Origin of the sequence: Neptuniibacter sp. QD72_48 (assembly GCF_047778065.1) — a bacterium.
Classification (GTDB): domain Bacteria; phylum Pseudomonadota; class Gammaproteobacteria; order Pseudomonadales; family Balneatricaceae; genus Neptuniibacter.
Genome location: NZ_CP180547.1, coordinates 1,719,710 through 1,734,233, shown reverse-complemented (window position 1 = coordinate 1,734,233; position 14,524 = coordinate 1,719,710). Strand labels below are relative to the sequence as shown.

The following is a 14,524-nucleotide window of genomic DNA, read 5'->3' as shown; positions in this document are numbered from 1 at the left end:
TTTCCTCGGTTAATGGTTTAATGAACACTCATACATATTGGTAAATATGTTGCGCTGTTCTTGAGATATAGATTACGGGGAACTACCGAGGGAAAGGCCGCTCTAAATCCAGCAAAAAGAGCCAATCGTCCAAAGAAGGAGGTTATATGGATACACTGAGCAAATTACTACAAAACCTAGAGATCAATGCCGAGGTTTTTTTCAGTGGTAGCCTCTGCGGTATCACCGGCTTTGATGACGACAAGGAATCTGGATACTTACACTTTCTAGAATCAGGGTCGTTAACACTGACGACTGATGAAGGTCACATCATTGAGTTACATACAGGTGATGTAATTTTTTTCCCGAGCGGAACCAACCACAAACTTACAATAGCTCCATCAGAAGATGCCAAACTGGTTTGTGCCACAGTTAAGCTCCCTCCGGCTCATCAAAAGTTGTTAGCTAACTATCTCCCTAAATTTCTCTGTCTCCATATAGAGGAAGCAGGTTCGATTTCAAACACAGCTCATCAAATCTTTGCAGAAGCATTTGACGAGCAACACGGCAAACAATTAATAATCGACCGATTGTGCGATGTATTTATGGTGCAAGTACTTCGTTATGTTATTGATAATGGGACAGTTGAATTAGGCTTAATAGCGGCCGACTCTCATCCTCTGCTTCACAAGTTAATGCAACAGATCAAAGATAAACCTGAATATGAATGGACAGTTGAAGAGATGGCAGAAAGCGCAGCAATGTCTCGCTCTAAGTTTGCAGCCCTCTTTAAAGATACGGTTGGACAAGCACCGATGGAGTATGTAACCGGACTAAGAATGGCGTTGGCCAAAGGGTTACTTAAAAATAATCGCCCCGTGGGCCTAGTTGCCAACCAGGTAGGCTACGAAAATGCCTCCTCATTAGCCAAAGTGTTTAAAAAGCACTTTGGTGTGACACCTAAGCAATGGGTAAAAAGCTATTTAAATCCCAAATAATCAGGCTGGCATATAAACGCCACCTATAATAAATTGGAACTTGCAGTCGCAATTTGTACCTGAGTCGCAATGAACCTTTTAGATATACTCAATCAACAACCACAAGGTATTGCAGAACTAACTGTGGATGAAGGTCACTACCTGTTCTTCAATCGTAAAGAGTTAGAGTTTCGTGGTTTATCTGAAAGTACATTAAAAAACTGCTCCATATTCGACCTGTTTAATCAAGAACAAGCTATACAGCTAAAGGCGCTATTTAAACAGTGCTCTCAAACCACTACTGACCAACCCGCTTATTTTTACTATCAACGAGACAATCAACATTTCGAGATGCGCTTAGTAAAACATGGGGAGAATATCTTAAGCACCCTTTCTGATGTTACCTCGCAGCAAGAGATGAAAGCTCAGATTGAGCAAGACCAAGAAACAATCAAGTGCCTAGACGATGCTGTTAATGGAGCCAATATAGGTTGTTGGGACTTCTACCCACAACAAGGCAAAATCATCGCTAATAAAACTTGGGTCACTCAAAAGAGATATAGAGATGAAGAGTTCAGAGAAGACGATGCGCTATTTTCTGAAGTCATTAATGGTCTTGAGCGCTGGTCCTCTATCGTTCACCCCGAAGATCTAGAGCCAACGGTTGAATTAATCGAAAAACACCTTAATGGTGAAACCGAAATTTACGACGCAAAATTCCGTATGATCTGTGGCGATGGGAAGTGGCGCTGGATACATGATGTCGGCCGAGTATTCCTCAGAGATGATGAAGGAAATGCCATTCGTATGAATGGGGTACATATAGATATTACTGAGGCCCGTATCCTAGAAGAAAAAATTGAAAAACTTGCAGTCACCGACGCGCTAACCGATCTATTTAACCGCCGTAACTTCCAATACTTATCCCAGGCAGCCCTAGAGCGCGCCAAAAGACAGAAAACTTACTTTTGCTTACTGATACTCGATGTCGACCATTTCAAAGCGTATAACGACACTTATGGTCACCTGAAAGGCGATGATGTCCTTAAAAAAATCAGCCAAGCACTTAAAGATAATATCCGACAAGGAGAGGACTACTGCTTCCGCGTCGGTGGAGAAGAATTTGCCGTTGTATTCACCCAAGAAAGCAAAGAGTCAGCAGATATTTTTGCCAATCGCATTCGACTAGAAATAGAGAAATTAGAGATCCCTCATAAGGAAAACACCGCAGCTCCCTATATCACTGTATCCATGGGCTTATCCTGTACACAAACGCTCACCGATAAAACCCAGATCAGCGATCTCTACCAACGAGCGGATAAACATTTATATCAAGCTAAAGAAAATGGCCGCAACAGTTTAGTTAGCCAGTCGTATTAGAATCGATAAACAAATTTATTGCTTTGCCCTTCCCAACATCTGCTTTCCAACGATAACAATCATAATCCCACCCAAAACTACTACAGAAGCGATAACTAAACGCAACGTAATCTCTTCACTAGCAAAGACAACACCACCTACTGCAGCAATCACTGGAACAAGCAACTGAACAACTGCAGCTTGAATAGCTGATAAATAGCCTAAAGCCTGATACCAGATCGCGTAGCCAATACCAGAAGCAAGTGCGCCGGAAAGAATTGCCAACCATATCCCTTCACTAGATAAAGACATATCATGTAAAGTGACTAAAGCAAGAATAAGAACAAAGGGCAGTGTACGTAAAAAATTAAAGGTCGTATCCCCAAGAGGATTAGTAGAACCTTTGCCCGCTAGCGTGTAAAAACCCCAAGCCACGCCCGCCATCGTCATTAGACCAAAGCCAACAACCGAGGGGGTCGCTAAGCTCGGGAATATCAAATAAACAAACCCTGCAAACGCAACGATGGTTCCTGCCCATTCCATTGCATGAAGTTTATTTCCTTTAAACATATTAATAAGAATGATGGAGATCTGTACTGAACCAAATAGCACCAAAGCGCCTATTCCTGTCTCTAAGGTGATATAGCCATACGAGAATGTTATAGCGTAAGCAAAAAGATAAAACGCGCCTTTCCAACTACCTTTAGCGGTATTTGTTTTACCTCTGTGCATGAAGCTGAATATAGCTAACAGCATAACAATCCCTGAAAGTAATCGAATTGTTGTAAAACTCGCTGCATCTATAGCCTCATCCCCTAGCGCCAAACGACACAACACAGAATTACCAGCAAAAGCTATCAAAGCTATTGACGTATATAGAAAGACTTTAAGGGCCTTTACATCGTTCTTAATCATGACTTACACATCCAGAACTTAAAGTCAGATCACCATACCATGGAAATTCACTAGAGTTATCTATGTAAGATTCTATTTTTTGAATTGCACTACCGTTCTGTATTCCTACAAATAAACCCCGCATTCTGACTACATAAAATTTCCACGCCCCCTCAAATAAATGATATAACATAACCCATTATTTTTTAGATCAATTGTTTGAGGAAAGCATGGCAATAACAGAAGAAGAGCTCTTAAATGCTAGTTCTGAGGACTATATGAATGACAGCCAATTGGAGTTTTTCCGAGAGTTCTTAGAACAACAAAAGAAAGAAACCATCGCACACATTCAAAACGCACAAGCACAATTGAATGAACGTCCTGAGATGAATGATGATGCGGACCGCGCACAATATGAAGAAGAATCTCGTATTGCCCTACGTATTGTCGACCGCGAAAGTAAGTTACTTCCCAAATTCGATACCGCCCTAGCCCGCATTCGAAATGGCGAATATGGCTACTGCATAGAATCTGGTGAAGAGATCGGTATTAAACGCCTACTACTCCGCCCTACTGCAGAGTATTGTGCAGACATCAAAGCGGTCCGTGAATCGAATGAGCGTTTATTTCGCGAATAAATAGTAATATGGCTGGCTACTCAAATTAAGCTAAAAATGAATTAGCTCAACACCAAGAAATGTCGGTTGATCTACTCCTATATTTAAAAATAGCTATCACCGCCTAAGCACTTAATAACACTGCCGATTTCGACCTGGCCCTCAGACGATCAATTCGCTATCGGCACCTCAACTAACTTAACAAAATAAATTTAATGGTTTATCAATAGCAAAGATCACAAGGCCATTACCAAACGAAACCTCTTTAGATACTCTTTAACATCAGAAATTAAAGCTGCCAGAAACCACTTTGGATTTGACCGAACATGACGATCGCGCACTTACCGCGATCAGGAATTTCCATTGGAGGAACTGCAATCACTGCGCCTGATTGCTCAGCATCACTTACAGCCTTTTCAATATCAGAGACTAGATAGTAAGGCCGTGTTGTAGGTTCTTCGGCATCATGCATAGGCATCCTAATACCGAGGGTACTTCCGTCAGCTAAAGTAATGGTTCTAGCATTACCTAGTTCGGCGATGGCATCACCAAACGATACATTTAGTGTTTTAGAATAGATTTGCAAATCTTATCCACTTCTGAAGTCACAATTTCTAAATAGTGAACTTGATGATTAGCTTTCATAGTGATTCGCCAGTTTAACGCCGCCAGCATGCGCATAGTAGGCGTCAAATATTTTTTGTCAGAATTTAAGGTCAACGAAGCCCATGAATTTCACTCTTGAAGCGTTTAATAACTTCTATAGTAATATCTAATAACCCAGAACTTGGACTTGGACGCATTGAGTTTGCAAAAGGGTTCATTGTTTCAATAAGATCTGCTTCTATATTCAGAATTTCGTCCTTCAAAATATCTGGCGTTGAAACCCAGATGATATGAGTTGTACCTTTCTTTCTCAGAGCTCGCGAAAAATGTTTATCAAGTCCTTTTCTAGGATACTGATTTAGTGCAAGACGCATTAATTCAGCGTTATTTAGATTAGGCTGTGAATCAGCCCACATAAATATTCGTTCGTCTTTTAGTTCTTCAAGAATTCGAGCTTTCAGGGAGCTTGTTTTTCCTGAGCTAGCCTTTCCTAGGTAGATAGTTCTCCAAAGACTATTTTCCTCGTAATTACCCCAAATATAAAAACCTTGTTGAATTGGAATGTTGCTAGTTAGCTTGGTAGCAAGCGCCGCATATTCTCTACCTGTTTTTCCTTGGCCATCAATAGATTGAAAACATGGATCATGATTAACATGTTGGTAAAGGGAGTCTAAGGTGATATGCCCCGATTCCATATATTTTCCATTCTGAGTTTGTTCTAACGCTTTTGTAATGGGCCGCATTGCTGCGAAGCAGCGCAGTTTGCGGTCCAGCCCGAAGGGCGATTATTAACAAACTTGTTATATTTCATTGCCCTTTTGGACCCAAAACAGAAAACCCATATTCATGCCCCTTAGAGTTTTCTGTAGGTCTTAACTCTACCGAGTTGTCGATTGCAAAGTTCCATTTAAACCGCTGCATGTAAGCGCACTTTCTCAGAGGAATGACAGTGCCCTTTGGGAAGATAACACCATTATCTGATACGAAATCTTCCTCAAGTACGTGTGGAGATACAGGACCCGGACATAGGAAGTCTGTGATCTGGTAGCCATTGCCAACAACCATCCCTGATACAAAAACTATCAAGGAAACTGAGATAACAGCTAAGGTTTTAAGGACTGGTTTCATATCTTCCCTGAAATATAACGCCAAGGTAATGGGCAAACCGAAGCAGCGCGTAGGTTTGTCCAGCCGTAGGCGACATTGACCGCCTTGTATGGATAATAAACCCACCTAATTACAAACAGTTCCCTGTTTCGGGTAATGTGAGACCCAGGTTTTAGCTGCAACTAAAACTTTCTTTTGTCGTAGTTCGATTGAGCGATGGCTCCTCTATCGAGAGACCGATAACAAGAACGAACGCGACAAAGGACTTCAAGCATTACACTCGGATAGTCTACTGGGTCTCGAACCCGCATTTGCAAGCAAGAGTCAGCTTATTATGAAACCAAAATCTAATCAAAGTATTAACATCGGTGTCGATACCGGTAAATTCCAACTTGATATATACATTCGTCCTCTGGACCTTTACTTCACAGTTACCAATGACGAAAAAGGGATCAAAAAAGCCGTTAAAATCATCAAGGAGCATTCGCCGGAGCGTATCGTTATTGAAGCAACTGGACGCCTAGAAATGCCTTTTATTATGGCCTGCGCTGATGAAGGCTTACCCTTCGTGATTGCTAATCCCGTTCATATAAAACGCTTTGCAGGTGCTATTGGACAGCGAGCAAAAACAGATAAACTCGATGCACAACTTATTGCTCATTATGGCGAAGCCATAAAGCCTACATTATCTACGCTAAAGCCCGAAACCATGCAGCTAATGAGTGACTTAGTCGCTAGACGCAATCAATTACTTGTCATGCAAACCATGGAGAAAAACCGCCTTCAAATTTTACCTAAAGAGCTCGTCATGACGATCAAACCTATTTTAACCGCGCTCAAAAACCAAATTGAAAAGGTCGAAGCTAAGATCATAAAACTGATCGAGTCATGCCCTGACTATCAAGCTAAGAATGTCATTCTTCAAAGCATGAAAGGCATTGGAAAAATAGCGGCGGCTTCCATTATCAGTAACCTACCTGAGCTGGGTTATATCAGTAATAAACAAGCAAGCTCTCTGGTCGGTGTTGCTCCGGTAAACCGTGAAAGTGGACGATATAAAGGGATAAGAAAGATACAAGGAGGCAGGCATCAAGTTCGGACAGTTTTATATATGGCGATGATGTCAGCGATCCAATCTAATCCCATATTTAAGGCGACCTACCAACGTCTAGTCGCTGCTGGAAAACCCAAAAAAGTGGCAATTATTGCCTGTATCAGAAAGATGGTTGTGATCTTAAATTCAATGTTAAGAGACGGGGTTATGTGGGAAGCGCCAAAAGCTTAATTTAGTTATTGACGCCATAGTCTCTTGTTATGTGTTTGTATTAAGCAGAGGGTTTACTAGCTCAAAGTGAGTATTGTTGGGCATTTCACCCTTAAAGAAGCCTTCAACCACAAGCTGGAACCTTTCCCTAAAATCAGACATTTGAATGTCATCTAAGTTTTCGATGTAAAAACCACCATTTGATGAGTAATGCCCTTGGATGCTCATCATGATATAGCTAAATATTCGAGCTAACGGCCAAGCTACACGTCTAGGGATATCCTCACCGGAATAAACCGAAGCTAGTTCATATATTTCTCTGTCGAATTTCCAATACTCTTGCATATTTAAACTGGCATCTTCGTGCCAGCATCCAACAAATGAGTCATCACTAAACTCTTTACAGTGTGAAAAATTTCGTAATATTTCATTCATTGGCATTTACACATAACGCCCAACACAGCCGAAGGAGCGCAGCGACGATCGGATGCTGTTGCTTGTTACACGGCAACACTCCATATCCATTTAATCACTCCTGACGCGTTAAATTATTAATTTAAAGCTAATGCAGCGCACTAGCTACTACGGCAATTTATAGCTATGGCAAACCAGAAAATAGAGATGACGGCGCCGAAGCTACAAACTTTCTAACAGCACCAAGAACGGAATGATTGAGAGAAGAAACAGCACATTCCTTGATGCTGGCCTGCTAACTAATAGCAGGATTTACCTAATTAACACTAGGCTTACTTTCAAAAGCCTTTTGCCTTGTAACGCCGCAAGCAAAGGCGCACAAAGTGCGTCCAGCCCGCAGGGCGATTTTGCCTTGCTTTGTTATGTAATTTCATTGTACGACACCTCAGAGCCCCCTAAGGTAATTCGTATCTCCTCGCATAAAACCCAACCCGAAAAGCCATATTGACCAGTGATGATAATAGGTTTAAGTGACCGTCTCTCAATGTCATCACAGAATTCCGCAGGTTTATAGGCATTAAATGGAAATCCACACTGCTGGTACTCTTCTAATATCGGAGTATATTTCTTATGAAACTCTTCAGGTGAGCATTCTTTTATACTTACGACATAGTTCCCGCTTAGAACATTTGAAAACTGATGCCCCCATACTCGTTTAAATACGGCTTCACCAAGTTTCGTTCCTTCATGCTCTACTAAATGAAAGGTGATTACATTTTCTTCAAGGTCAACCTCATACTTTTCGATATTTAGCTTAGGATTTGGATTCATAATTTCACATAACGCCCAACACAGCCGAAGGAGCGTAGCGACGATCGGATGCTGTTGCTTGTTATGGCTAATGACTGTCTTCGATGCATATTAGACCTAGTACTCCTTTACTATTTTCTATTACTACAGCTATATCTAGATATGAATGCGAAATGCATTCGAAAGAGCCATCAAAGTTCGTTACAAATCTTGATTCATCTGAAAAGCTCTCAACAAAAGAGCTAATCAACTCAAACACCTTTGATTCTTCTAGTATTTTTTCATCGTCTTCTAAATGATAACAAATACTTTGTAGAATCAATTTCTGAGCCTCTTCTTTCTTTATAAGTACCCAGTACTCATCGGGTAAAGGAACAAAGCCACTCTTAATTAAACGCTTCTTTTTCGGGAGAACCTGAACTCCGTGAAAAATGCTACACGTAACTTTACCAATAGGCCTGATTCTTTCTATTGAATCGCAGATGTTCATTTACTTTCAGCCATAACGCCGCGTTAAGTAGTGAGCAACGCTACCAGCTAACCAAACCATTGCACCGTAAACACTAAAATTCGACTTGAACTAAAAATGCCGAGCGTTGCGAATCTGCCTTAAACGCTTTGTTATGTTCGTACTTCAATGTTTAGTGCGATTACATCGAGTTGCCCTAACTCATTAAAATTTAAACGAAAGTGCTTGTAACCTTCGTCACGATTAATCACTTCTAATTCGACGTGTTGCTTAAGCCAAAAAGATGAGCATATTTCATAACAGCAGTCATCTCGCTCCCCCTCAAGTAAATCAAACACCATCTGCCACTTGAATGCTACAAGATCGGCGAAATACAACTTTATCGCTTTTTCCTGCCAATCTTTAAATTCAGCTCGTAAATCACCATCTTCTTGATGTATTTCAGGATATTCTGCATCTGCAGTAGAAAACCCCAAATCTAGTAATTTAACTGTTTCCATAGCCCTTCCTAGCCTAGAGAACATAACGCCGCCAACACAGGCCGAGCGACAGCGAGGTCCAGCCTGAAGGGCGATTGTGCTTGGCTTTGTTATATGCTGTAAAATTCATGCTCTAAAGGCTCAGCCGACAAATCTGTAACAAAGTAATTGAACTCCCATCTTACATCCTCTTTAAGATCGCAACATTTTGCAAAATCTTTCAACTGAGCATCATCAACGATCCCGTCAAGAAGACTTAGGAAGATGACCTCCTGTTGACTTTCCAAGAATGGCTCAACGACATCAAGAGAGTCACACTCATCAATTAGATAAAAACATTTTCGGTCTTCCGCACACTCAATTCCTATAGATGAGAGCTTGTCCCTCAAGCTCCGCGCCATGTAGATCACAACAATGTTCCGACGAAGCGTTTTTATCTCTACTGACATCCTGCCCCACTCATATAACATTGGTATATACGGGGGTCCGTATATCTACCCTAACCGTATTTGTTTAATAACAGATGTAAGAAATTGAAAAGGAAGGAATAATTCTGAAATGCTAAAGATTCTTCCGTGACAAACCGCGCATGCGCTATATCAATTGATATACGGGGTCCGTGTATCTACCCCAGCTAGACTTCCATCTGTCTGATTTACTTACTTTTTTAACTTAATCTAGGCAGTAAAACAAGCAATTAACACATCGATAATTGACTAATTCGGTCACTTAATTTGCCAACCCATAAATATACTGTATATTTATACATATATTACATGGAGGTAATTGGTATGACTAAGAGCCCTTTTCTTAATAAAGTACGCAAGGAAATTCGGTTACGTGGTTACAGCATTCGTACCGAGAAAACTTATATCTACTGGATTAAGCAATTTATCTACTTCCATAAGAAGAAACACCCCGAAGCCATGGGTGCAGAAGAGGTAAAAGGCTATTTATCCAGTATGGCGGAAAACCGATCTGTAGCGATTAATACTCAAAAAGTTGCTTTAAACGCTCTCGTTTTCCTTTATCACAAGGTGCTTAATCGCCCGTTGGGCGATCTTAACTTTCGTTACGCAACAAAACAGCGTCACTTACCTACCGTTTTAACACCCGCTGAAGTTCAAAAAATCATTTCATGTACGTCAGGGCGAAATCAGACTGTTTTGAAGCTCCTTTATGGCAGCGGGCTAAGATTAAACGAATGCTTAAGATTAAGAATTCAGGACGTGGATTTAGAGCAAAATGCATTAACGGTTCGAGATGGAAAAGGAAACAAAGATAGAAAAACCTTACTAAGCCCATCGTTAAGGCTTGAACTTAAAAAGCTAATTGATACAGCCAAACAAATTCAGATAAAAGACAATGAACGTGGTATTGGCCCTTCTATGCCACATGGGCTTAATAAAAAGTACCCCAATGGCTTTAGGCAGCATAAGTGGATGTATCTGTTCCCTTCCACCAGCATTTGCTGCTATCCAGACTCTACAGACCAATGCCGCCATCACTTGCATGACACCGTCATAGGCAAAGCTTTACGTCAGGCAGTAATAGAATCTGGCATTACGGACAAAAGAATTACTTGCCATACATTCAGACATTCTTTTGCGACACATTTATTACAAGAAGGCAGAGACATTCGTACGGTACAGGAACTGCTAGGCCATAACGATGTTAAAACCACACAGATTTATACCCATGTTTTAGGTCTGCATTACGCGGGTACCAACAGCCCCTTAGAACGGCTTAATTTTGAGTAAACTAACAATCAACCCATAATTTAGACCAAAAAAAACACGCTTATAAAGCGTGTTTTTCTTAATTAATCTGAGATTAGATCTCAGTTTTGCCGCCCATGTATGATTGCAAGGCTTCTGGGATCTGGATCTTGCCATCTGCAGTTTGGTAGTTTTCCATAACTGCTAGCAATGTACGACCAACCGCTAGGCCAGAACCATTAAGCGTGTGCAGAAGCTCAGGTTTGCCTGTTTCTGGGTTTCTCCAACGCGCTTTAAGACGACGCGCTTGGAAGTCGGTCATGTTAGAAACAGAAGAGATCTCACGGTACTTATCCTGACCTGGTAACCATACTTCGATGTCGTAAGTCTTAGCGGAGCTAAAGCCTAGATCGCCACCACATAGTGTTACTACACGGTATGGAAGGTTTAGTTTCTGTAGGATGGCTTCAGCATGACGGATCATGTCTTCTAGCGCATCCCAAGATTTTGATGGCTCAACGATCTGTACCATCTCAACTTTTTCGAACTGGTGCTGACGGATCATACCGCGTGTATCACGACCAGATGAACCCGCTTCAGAACGGAAACAAGGCGTGTGCGCTGTGTACTTCATTGGCAGCTGAGCGGCATCAACGATTTCGTCACGAACGATGTTTGTTACTGGTACTTCTGCCGTTGGGATCAGGTAGTACTGGCGATCACCGAACGGTACTTTAAATAGGTCTTCACCAAACTTAGGTAGCTGACCGGTACCACGAAGGCTATCTTCGTTAACCATGTACGGTACGTAAGTTTCTGTGTATCCGTGTTCTTCAATCTGTGTATCTAGCATGAACTGGATAAGCGCACGGTGTAGACGCGCCAATTTGCCAGTCATTACAGAGAAACGTGAACCGGTCAGTTTAGCGGCCGTTTCAAAATCTAGTTCGCCGCTCTTTTCGCCAAGCGCAACGTGATCTTGTGGTTCGAAATCGAATTCACGCGGCGTACCCCAACGACGTACTTCAACGTTATCTTCTTCGTCAGCTCCTTCTGGTACTTCATCGCTTGGGATGTTTGGTACGCCAGAAAGTAACTCGTCTAGGTTGTCTTGCAGGCTGTTGAGCTCAGCTTTAGCCGCATCTAGTTTGTTACCTAGATCAGCAACTTCTGCTAGCAATGGTTGGATATCTTCACCAGCAGCTTTTGCTTTACCAATGCCTTTCGATCGTGTGTTTCGCTCGCTCTGTAGGTTCTCAGTTTCAACCTGAAGCTGTTTACGCTGGTTTTCCAGCTCAACAAACTGATCAACCGGGAATTCAAAACCTTTTTTCTTCAGCAGCTGTGCCACTTCTTCCGGGTTAGCACGGACAATTTTTGCGTCGAGCATGAGCTTTTAAAACACCTATGTATAAAGATTAGAACAAGCGTGTAAACCAAAGGCCGCCATACATGGCAACCAAACACAGTAGAACGCTTAATAATATATAAATCGCAGCCGACATCATATGCCCTTGCTGCAGCATTGCGACAGTTTCTAACGAAAAAGTAGAAAAAGTTGTGAATGCGCCCATGAAACCAACCATTAATAACGGTCGCAACTCTGGACTGAGTTTAGATTTTTCAAGAATGAGAACAAATAACACGCCCATCAAGAAGGAGCCAACCACATTACAAGTTAGGGTGCCGTAAGGGATACGATGCTCGGCATTATTAAGTAAGCTACTTACCCAATAACGACCTAATGCACCCGTTGCACCACCAATGGCAATTGCGATGAGATTTAACATCCCCTAATCCTTTTCCCTGCGGTTATTCGCCTGAATAGCGTTTGAGTGGGCTTTGCTGATCGAGCTGTTTAAGGTGACGTAATTTTTCACCTATTTTCAGCTCCAAGCCTCTTTCTTGAGGATGATACCATTGCTGATCTGCAATTTCTGGCGGTAAATAAGATTCTCCAGCAGCATAAGCGTCGGGTTCATTATGCGCGTAGCGGTATTCATCACCGTAGCCCATCTCTTTCATCAAGCTGGTTGGCGCATTTCGAAGATGAACTGGCACTTCATAGCCTTGCTGTGCCTTAACATCTGCCATGCATTGATTGAAAGCCTGATAAACTGCATTACTCTTTGGCGCAGAAGCACAATAGATAGCGGCTTGCGCTATTGCCCTTTCACCTTCTGCAGGCCCTACGCGATCAAATGCATCCCATGCTGATAAGGCCACTTGCATAGCACGAGGGTCAGCATTGCCAATATCCTCGGAGGCAATCGCTACCAGCCGTCTTGCGATATATAAGGGGTCACAACCGCCATCCAGCATTCGGCAATACCAATACAGAGCACCATCAGGTGATGAGCCTCGGACTGATTTATGAAACGCAGAGATCTGATCGTAAAAGATATCACCCTGCTTATCGTAACGACGTCCCGTTGATCGCAGTACCTCAGCCAGAACTTCTTCATTAATCAGTTCTGTTCCATCTGCTTGTGTTTCGGCTAGATCTGTCGCGATTTCTAAAAGGTTTAGTGAGCGCCTAGCATCACCATCCGCAGCTTGCGCTAAACGCGCTAACATATCGTCAGTAATCTGGAAGTTTCTATTACCCAGTCCTTTGTCGCTGTCGTTAATTGCCCGTTGTAGCACCTCAAGAATTTCACACTCTTGAAGTGACTTTAGGGTGTATACCCTCGCACGCGAAAGTAAGGCGTTGTTCAACTCAAAAGATGGGTTTTCTGTGGTTGCACCCACAAAGATGATAGTGCCGTCCTCTACATAAGGTAGAAAGGCATCCTGCTGGGATTTGTTAAAGCGGTGAACCTCATCGACAAAGAGGATCGTTTTGCGTCCACTTTGCATCGAATGCTGTTTTGCTTGCTCTACCGCGACACGAATATCTTTTACGCCCGATAAAACAGCAGAAAGTGTTATAAAGTGTGCATCAACGTGATGAGCAATCAACTTTGCGAGCGTTGTTTTCCCTACACCTGGCGGCCCCCAAAACACCATAGAATGGGCAACGCCCTGTTCTAATGTGCTCCTTAGTGGTTTGTCTGGCCCCAATAGATGAGACTGACCAATATATTCGGTCAGTGTTCTTGGACGCATACGAGCCGCTAATGGCTCGTATGCAGGCGCTTGGGAAAATAGATCCACTCTATTCCTCAATATCTACAATAACGTCTGTTCCTTCTGGAACACGGAAATAAAAGCTTTGATTGGTCACTTCTGGGTTCAGTGTCTGCTCTGCAAATACGACAGATGTACGTTGGCCTAGTGAATCTTCCAGCATCAGCTCAGAAATCACATTACCAGCAAATGCTAAACGGATGCGGCTGAAGCTGTATTGATCAGATAACGGCTTAAGATCGAAGATCTGCTCACTTCCAGTGTCTTCAATTAAACGAACTGCGTAAGTTTTCTGCAACTCGCCAATTTGGCCATTCAGAATCAATGCAGGCGCACTGTCTTGCTGAGTATCTGCTGCTCTTTGTGTCACTTGCTCTAAATCAGGATCGTAGATCCAGATATATTCACCGTCAGATACAATCTCTTGCGGGAATGGCTGCTGAGTTTCCCAGCGAAAACGATTAGGCTTAGCTAATAGCAAACTTCCTTCTGTTTTCTGTGCTTCACGGCCATTTTCAGCCAAGGTAACTTGTTCAAATTTGGCTGAAAAGCTGTCGTAACCTTGTAGTAACTCATTCAGTTTATTGGCACCATCGGTTGCAGCCATCGCAACACTGGTCCCTGCGATTAGGCAGGCTGATGCTGTATGAATAACAAATTTCTTAATGTAGCTCGTAAATCTCATACTCAAACCTTTTAGGT

General features: G+C 42.3%; 18 protein-coding genes. 5 read left to right on the top strand and 13 right to left on the bottom strand.

Annotated elements, in window-relative coordinates; translation table 11 throughout:
* Positions 1 to 146 precede the first annotated feature (146 nt).
* Positions 147 to 977 (top strand): AraC family transcriptional regulator, encoded by an 831-nt coding sequence (locus ACMXYX_RS07765; RefSeq protein WP_415881953.1) that lies wholly within the window; start codon positions 147 to 149, stop codon positions 975 to 977.
* Between the two features lie 69 nt (positions 978 to 1,046).
* Positions 1,047 to 2,336 (top strand): diguanylate cyclase, encoded by a 1,290-nt coding sequence (locus tag ACMXYX_RS07760; RefSeq protein WP_415906763.1) that lies wholly within the window; start codon positions 1,047 to 1,049, stop codon positions 2,334 to 2,336.
* Positions 2,337 to 2,351: 15 nt separating this feature from the next.
* Here the strand turns inward: ACMXYX_RS07760 and ACMXYX_RS07755 are convergent, their stop codons facing one another.
* Positions 2,352 to 3,230: a DMT family transporter gene (locus ACMXYX_RS07755; protein WP_415898138.1), complete on the bottom strand. Its 879-nt coding sequence runs from the start codon at positions 3,228 to 3,230 to the stop codon at positions 2,352 to 2,354.
* Between the two features lie 209 nt (positions 3,231 to 3,439).
* Between ACMXYX_RS07755 and dksA the strand changes: the two genes are divergently transcribed.
* Complete coding sequence (gene dksA / locus ACMXYX_RS07750) at positions 3,440 to 3,847, top strand: RNA polymerase-binding protein DksA (protein ID WP_415906762.1); 408 nt, start codon at positions 3,440 to 3,442, stop codon at positions 3,845 to 3,847.
* Between the two features lie 268 nt (positions 3,848 to 4,115).
* Here dksA and ACMXYX_RS07745 read toward each other — a convergent pair whose 3' ends face one another.
* From ACMXYX_RS07745 to ACMXYX_RS07735, 3 genes are all read right to left on the bottom strand, one after another.
* Positions 4,116 to 4,412, bottom strand: coding sequence for a VOC family protein (locus ACMXYX_RS07745; protein ID WP_415906761.1), 297 nt, complete (start codon positions 4,410 to 4,412; stop codon positions 4,116 to 4,118).
* A gap of 130 nt (positions 4,413 to 4,542) precedes the next feature.
* A complete protein-coding gene (locus ACMXYX_RS07740; protein WP_415906760.1) occupies positions 4,543 to 5,127 on the bottom strand; it encodes a hypothetical protein in 585 nt (194 codons plus the stop codon).
* 112 nt (positions 5,128 to 5,239) lie between these two features.
* Positions 5,240 to 5,560 (bottom strand): hypothetical protein, encoded by a 321-nt coding sequence (locus ACMXYX_RS07735; protein ID WP_415906759.1) that lies wholly within the window; start codon positions 5,558 to 5,560, stop codon positions 5,240 to 5,242.
* A 313-nt stretch (positions 5,561 to 5,873) separates the two neighbouring features.
* On the opposite strand from ACMXYX_RS07735, the gene ACMXYX_RS07730 reads away from it, so the two are divergent.
* The gene (locus ACMXYX_RS07730; protein WP_415906758.1) at positions 5,874 to 6,824 is read left to right on the top strand and encodes an IS110 family transposase; all 951 of its coding nucleotides are present in this window, start codon (positions 5,874 to 5,876) and stop codon (positions 6,822 to 6,824) included.
* Positions 6,825 to 6,851: 27 nt separating this feature from the next.
* Here the strand turns inward: ACMXYX_RS07730 and ACMXYX_RS07725 are convergent, their stop codons facing one another.
* The 5 genes from ACMXYX_RS07725 to ACMXYX_RS07705 form a co-directional block, all read right to left on the bottom strand.
* Positions 6,852 to 7,238: an Imm41 family immunity protein gene (locus ACMXYX_RS07725; protein WP_415906757.1), complete on the bottom strand. Its 387-nt coding sequence runs from the start codon at positions 7,236 to 7,238 to the stop codon at positions 6,852 to 6,854.
* A 399-nt stretch (positions 7,239 to 7,637) separates the two neighbouring features.
* On the bottom strand, positions 7,638 to 8,048 hold the full coding sequence (locus tag ACMXYX_RS07720) for a hypothetical protein (protein WP_415906756.1): 411 nt from the start codon (positions 8,046 to 8,048) through the stop codon (positions 7,638 to 7,640).
* A 67-nt stretch (positions 8,049 to 8,115) separates the two neighbouring features.
* Positions 8,116 to 8,517 (bottom strand): hypothetical protein, encoded by a 402-nt coding sequence (locus ACMXYX_RS07715; protein ID WP_415906755.1) that lies wholly within the window; start codon positions 8,515 to 8,517, stop codon positions 8,116 to 8,118.
* Positions 8,518 to 8,648: 131 nt separating this feature from the next.
* Positions 8,649 to 8,996, bottom strand: a complete 348-nt coding sequence (locus ACMXYX_RS07710) for a hypothetical protein (protein ID WP_415906754.1) — start codon at positions 8,994 to 8,996, stop codon at positions 8,649 to 8,651.
* 89 nt (positions 8,997 to 9,085) lie between these two features.
* Entirely contained in the window at positions 9,086 to 9,424 is a 339-nt protein-coding gene (locus ACMXYX_RS07705; protein WP_415906753.1) for a hypothetical protein, read from the bottom strand.
* A 342-nt stretch (positions 9,425 to 9,766) separates the two neighbouring features.
* Between ACMXYX_RS07705 and ACMXYX_RS07700 the strand changes: the two genes are divergently transcribed.
* Positions 9,767 to 10,735 carry an integron integrase gene (locus ACMXYX_RS07700; protein WP_415906752.1) on the top strand — a complete coding sequence of 323 codons (969 nt, stop codon included), beginning with the start codon at positions 9,767 to 9,769 and terminating at the stop codon, positions 10,733 to 10,735.
* A gap of 73 nt (positions 10,736 to 10,808) precedes the next feature.
* On the opposite strand, the gene serS is transcribed toward ACMXYX_RS07700, so the two are convergent.
* From serS to lolA, 4 genes are read right to left on the bottom strand one after another with little or no spacing between them, the layout of a single operon-like run.
* Entirely contained in the window at positions 10,809 to 12,083 is a 1,275-nt protein-coding gene (gene serS, locus ACMXYX_RS07695) for a serine--tRNA ligase (RefSeq protein ID WP_415891577.1), read from the bottom strand.
* Between the two features lie 28 nt (positions 12,084 to 12,111).
* Positions 12,112 to 12,483, bottom strand: coding sequence for a fluoride efflux transporter CrcB (gene crcB, locus ACMXYX_RS07690; RefSeq protein WP_415884482.1), 372 nt, complete (start codon positions 12,481 to 12,483; stop codon positions 12,112 to 12,114).
* A 22-nt stretch (positions 12,484 to 12,505) separates the two neighbouring features.
* Positions 12,506 to 13,801 carry a replication-associated recombination protein A gene (locus tag ACMXYX_RS07685; RefSeq protein ID WP_415884655.1) on the bottom strand — a complete coding sequence of 432 codons (1,296 nt, stop codon included), beginning with the start codon at positions 13,799 to 13,801 and terminating at the stop codon, positions 12,506 to 12,508.
* A 49-nt stretch (positions 13,802 to 13,850) separates the two neighbouring features.
* Positions 13,851 to 14,507, bottom strand: coding sequence for an outer membrane lipoprotein chaperone LolA (gene lolA / locus ACMXYX_RS07680; RefSeq protein ID WP_415884481.1), 657 nt, complete (start codon positions 14,505 to 14,507; stop codon positions 13,851 to 13,853).
* Positions 14,508 to 14,524 lie beyond the last annotated feature (17 nt).

Excerpts from the sequence above, each read along its gene's own strand:
- serS (WP_415891577.1), bottom strand. The coding sequence starts at position 12,083 with ATGCTCGACGCAAAAATTGTCCGTGCTAACCCGGAAGAAGTGGCACAG.
- ACMXYX_RS07710 (WP_415906754.1), bottom strand. The coding sequence starts at position 8,996 with ATGGAAACAGTTAAATTACTAGATTTGGGGTTTTCTACTGCAGATGCA.
- crcB (WP_415884482.1), bottom strand. The coding sequence starts at position 12,483 with ATGTTAAATCTCATCGCAATTGCCATTGGTGGTGCAACGGGTGCATTA.
- ACMXYX_RS07760 (WP_415906763.1), top strand. The coding sequence starts at position 1,047 with ATGAACCTTTTAGATATACTCAATCAACAACCACAAGGTATTGCAGAA.
- ACMXYX_RS07740 (WP_415906760.1), bottom strand. The coding sequence starts at position 5,127 with ATGGAATCGGGGCATATCACCTTAGACTCCCTTTACCAACATGTTAAT.
- ACMXYX_RS07765 (WP_415881953.1), top strand. The coding sequence starts at position 147 with ATGGATACACTGAGCAAATTACTACAAAACCTAGAGATCAATGCCGAG.
- ACMXYX_RS07725 (WP_415906757.1), bottom strand. The coding sequence starts at position 7,238 with ATGAATGAAATATTACGAAATTTTTCACACTGTAAAGAGTTTAGTGAT.
- ACMXYX_RS07735 (WP_415906759.1), bottom strand. The coding sequence starts at position 5,560 with ATGAAACCAGTCCTTAAAACCTTAGCTGTTATCTCAGTTTCCTTGATA.
- lolA (WP_415884481.1), bottom strand. The coding sequence starts at position 14,507 with ATGAGATTTACGAGCTACATTAAGAAATTTGTTATTCATACAGCATCA.
- ACMXYX_RS07715 (WP_415906755.1), bottom strand. The coding sequence starts at position 8,517 with ATGAACATCTGCGATTCAATAGAAAGAATCAGGCCTATTGGTAAAGTT.
- ACMXYX_RS07755 (WP_415898138.1), bottom strand. The coding sequence starts at position 3,230 with ATGATTAAGAACGATGTAAAGGCCCTTAAAGTCTTTCTATATACGTCA.
- ACMXYX_RS07705 (WP_415906753.1), bottom strand. The coding sequence starts at position 9,424 with ATGTCAGTAGAGATAAAAACGCTTCGTCGGAACATTGTTGTGATCTAC.
- ACMXYX_RS07720 (WP_415906756.1), bottom strand. The coding sequence starts at position 8,048 with ATGAATCCAAATCCTAAGCTAAATATCGAAAAGTATGAGGTTGACCTT.
- dksA (WP_415906762.1), top strand. The coding sequence starts at position 3,440 with ATGGCAATAACAGAAGAAGAGCTCTTAAATGCTAGTTCTGAGGACTAT.
- ACMXYX_RS07685 (WP_415884655.1), bottom strand. The coding sequence starts at position 13,801 with ATGCGTCCAAGAACACTGACCGAATATATTGGTCAGTCTCATCTATTG.
- ACMXYX_RS07730 (WP_415906758.1), top strand. The coding sequence starts at position 5,874 with ATGAAACCAAAATCTAATCAAAGTATTAACATCGGTGTCGATACCGGT.
- ACMXYX_RS07700 (WP_415906752.1), top strand. The coding sequence starts at position 9,767 with ATGACTAAGAGCCCTTTTCTTAATAAAGTACGCAAGGAAATTCGGTTA.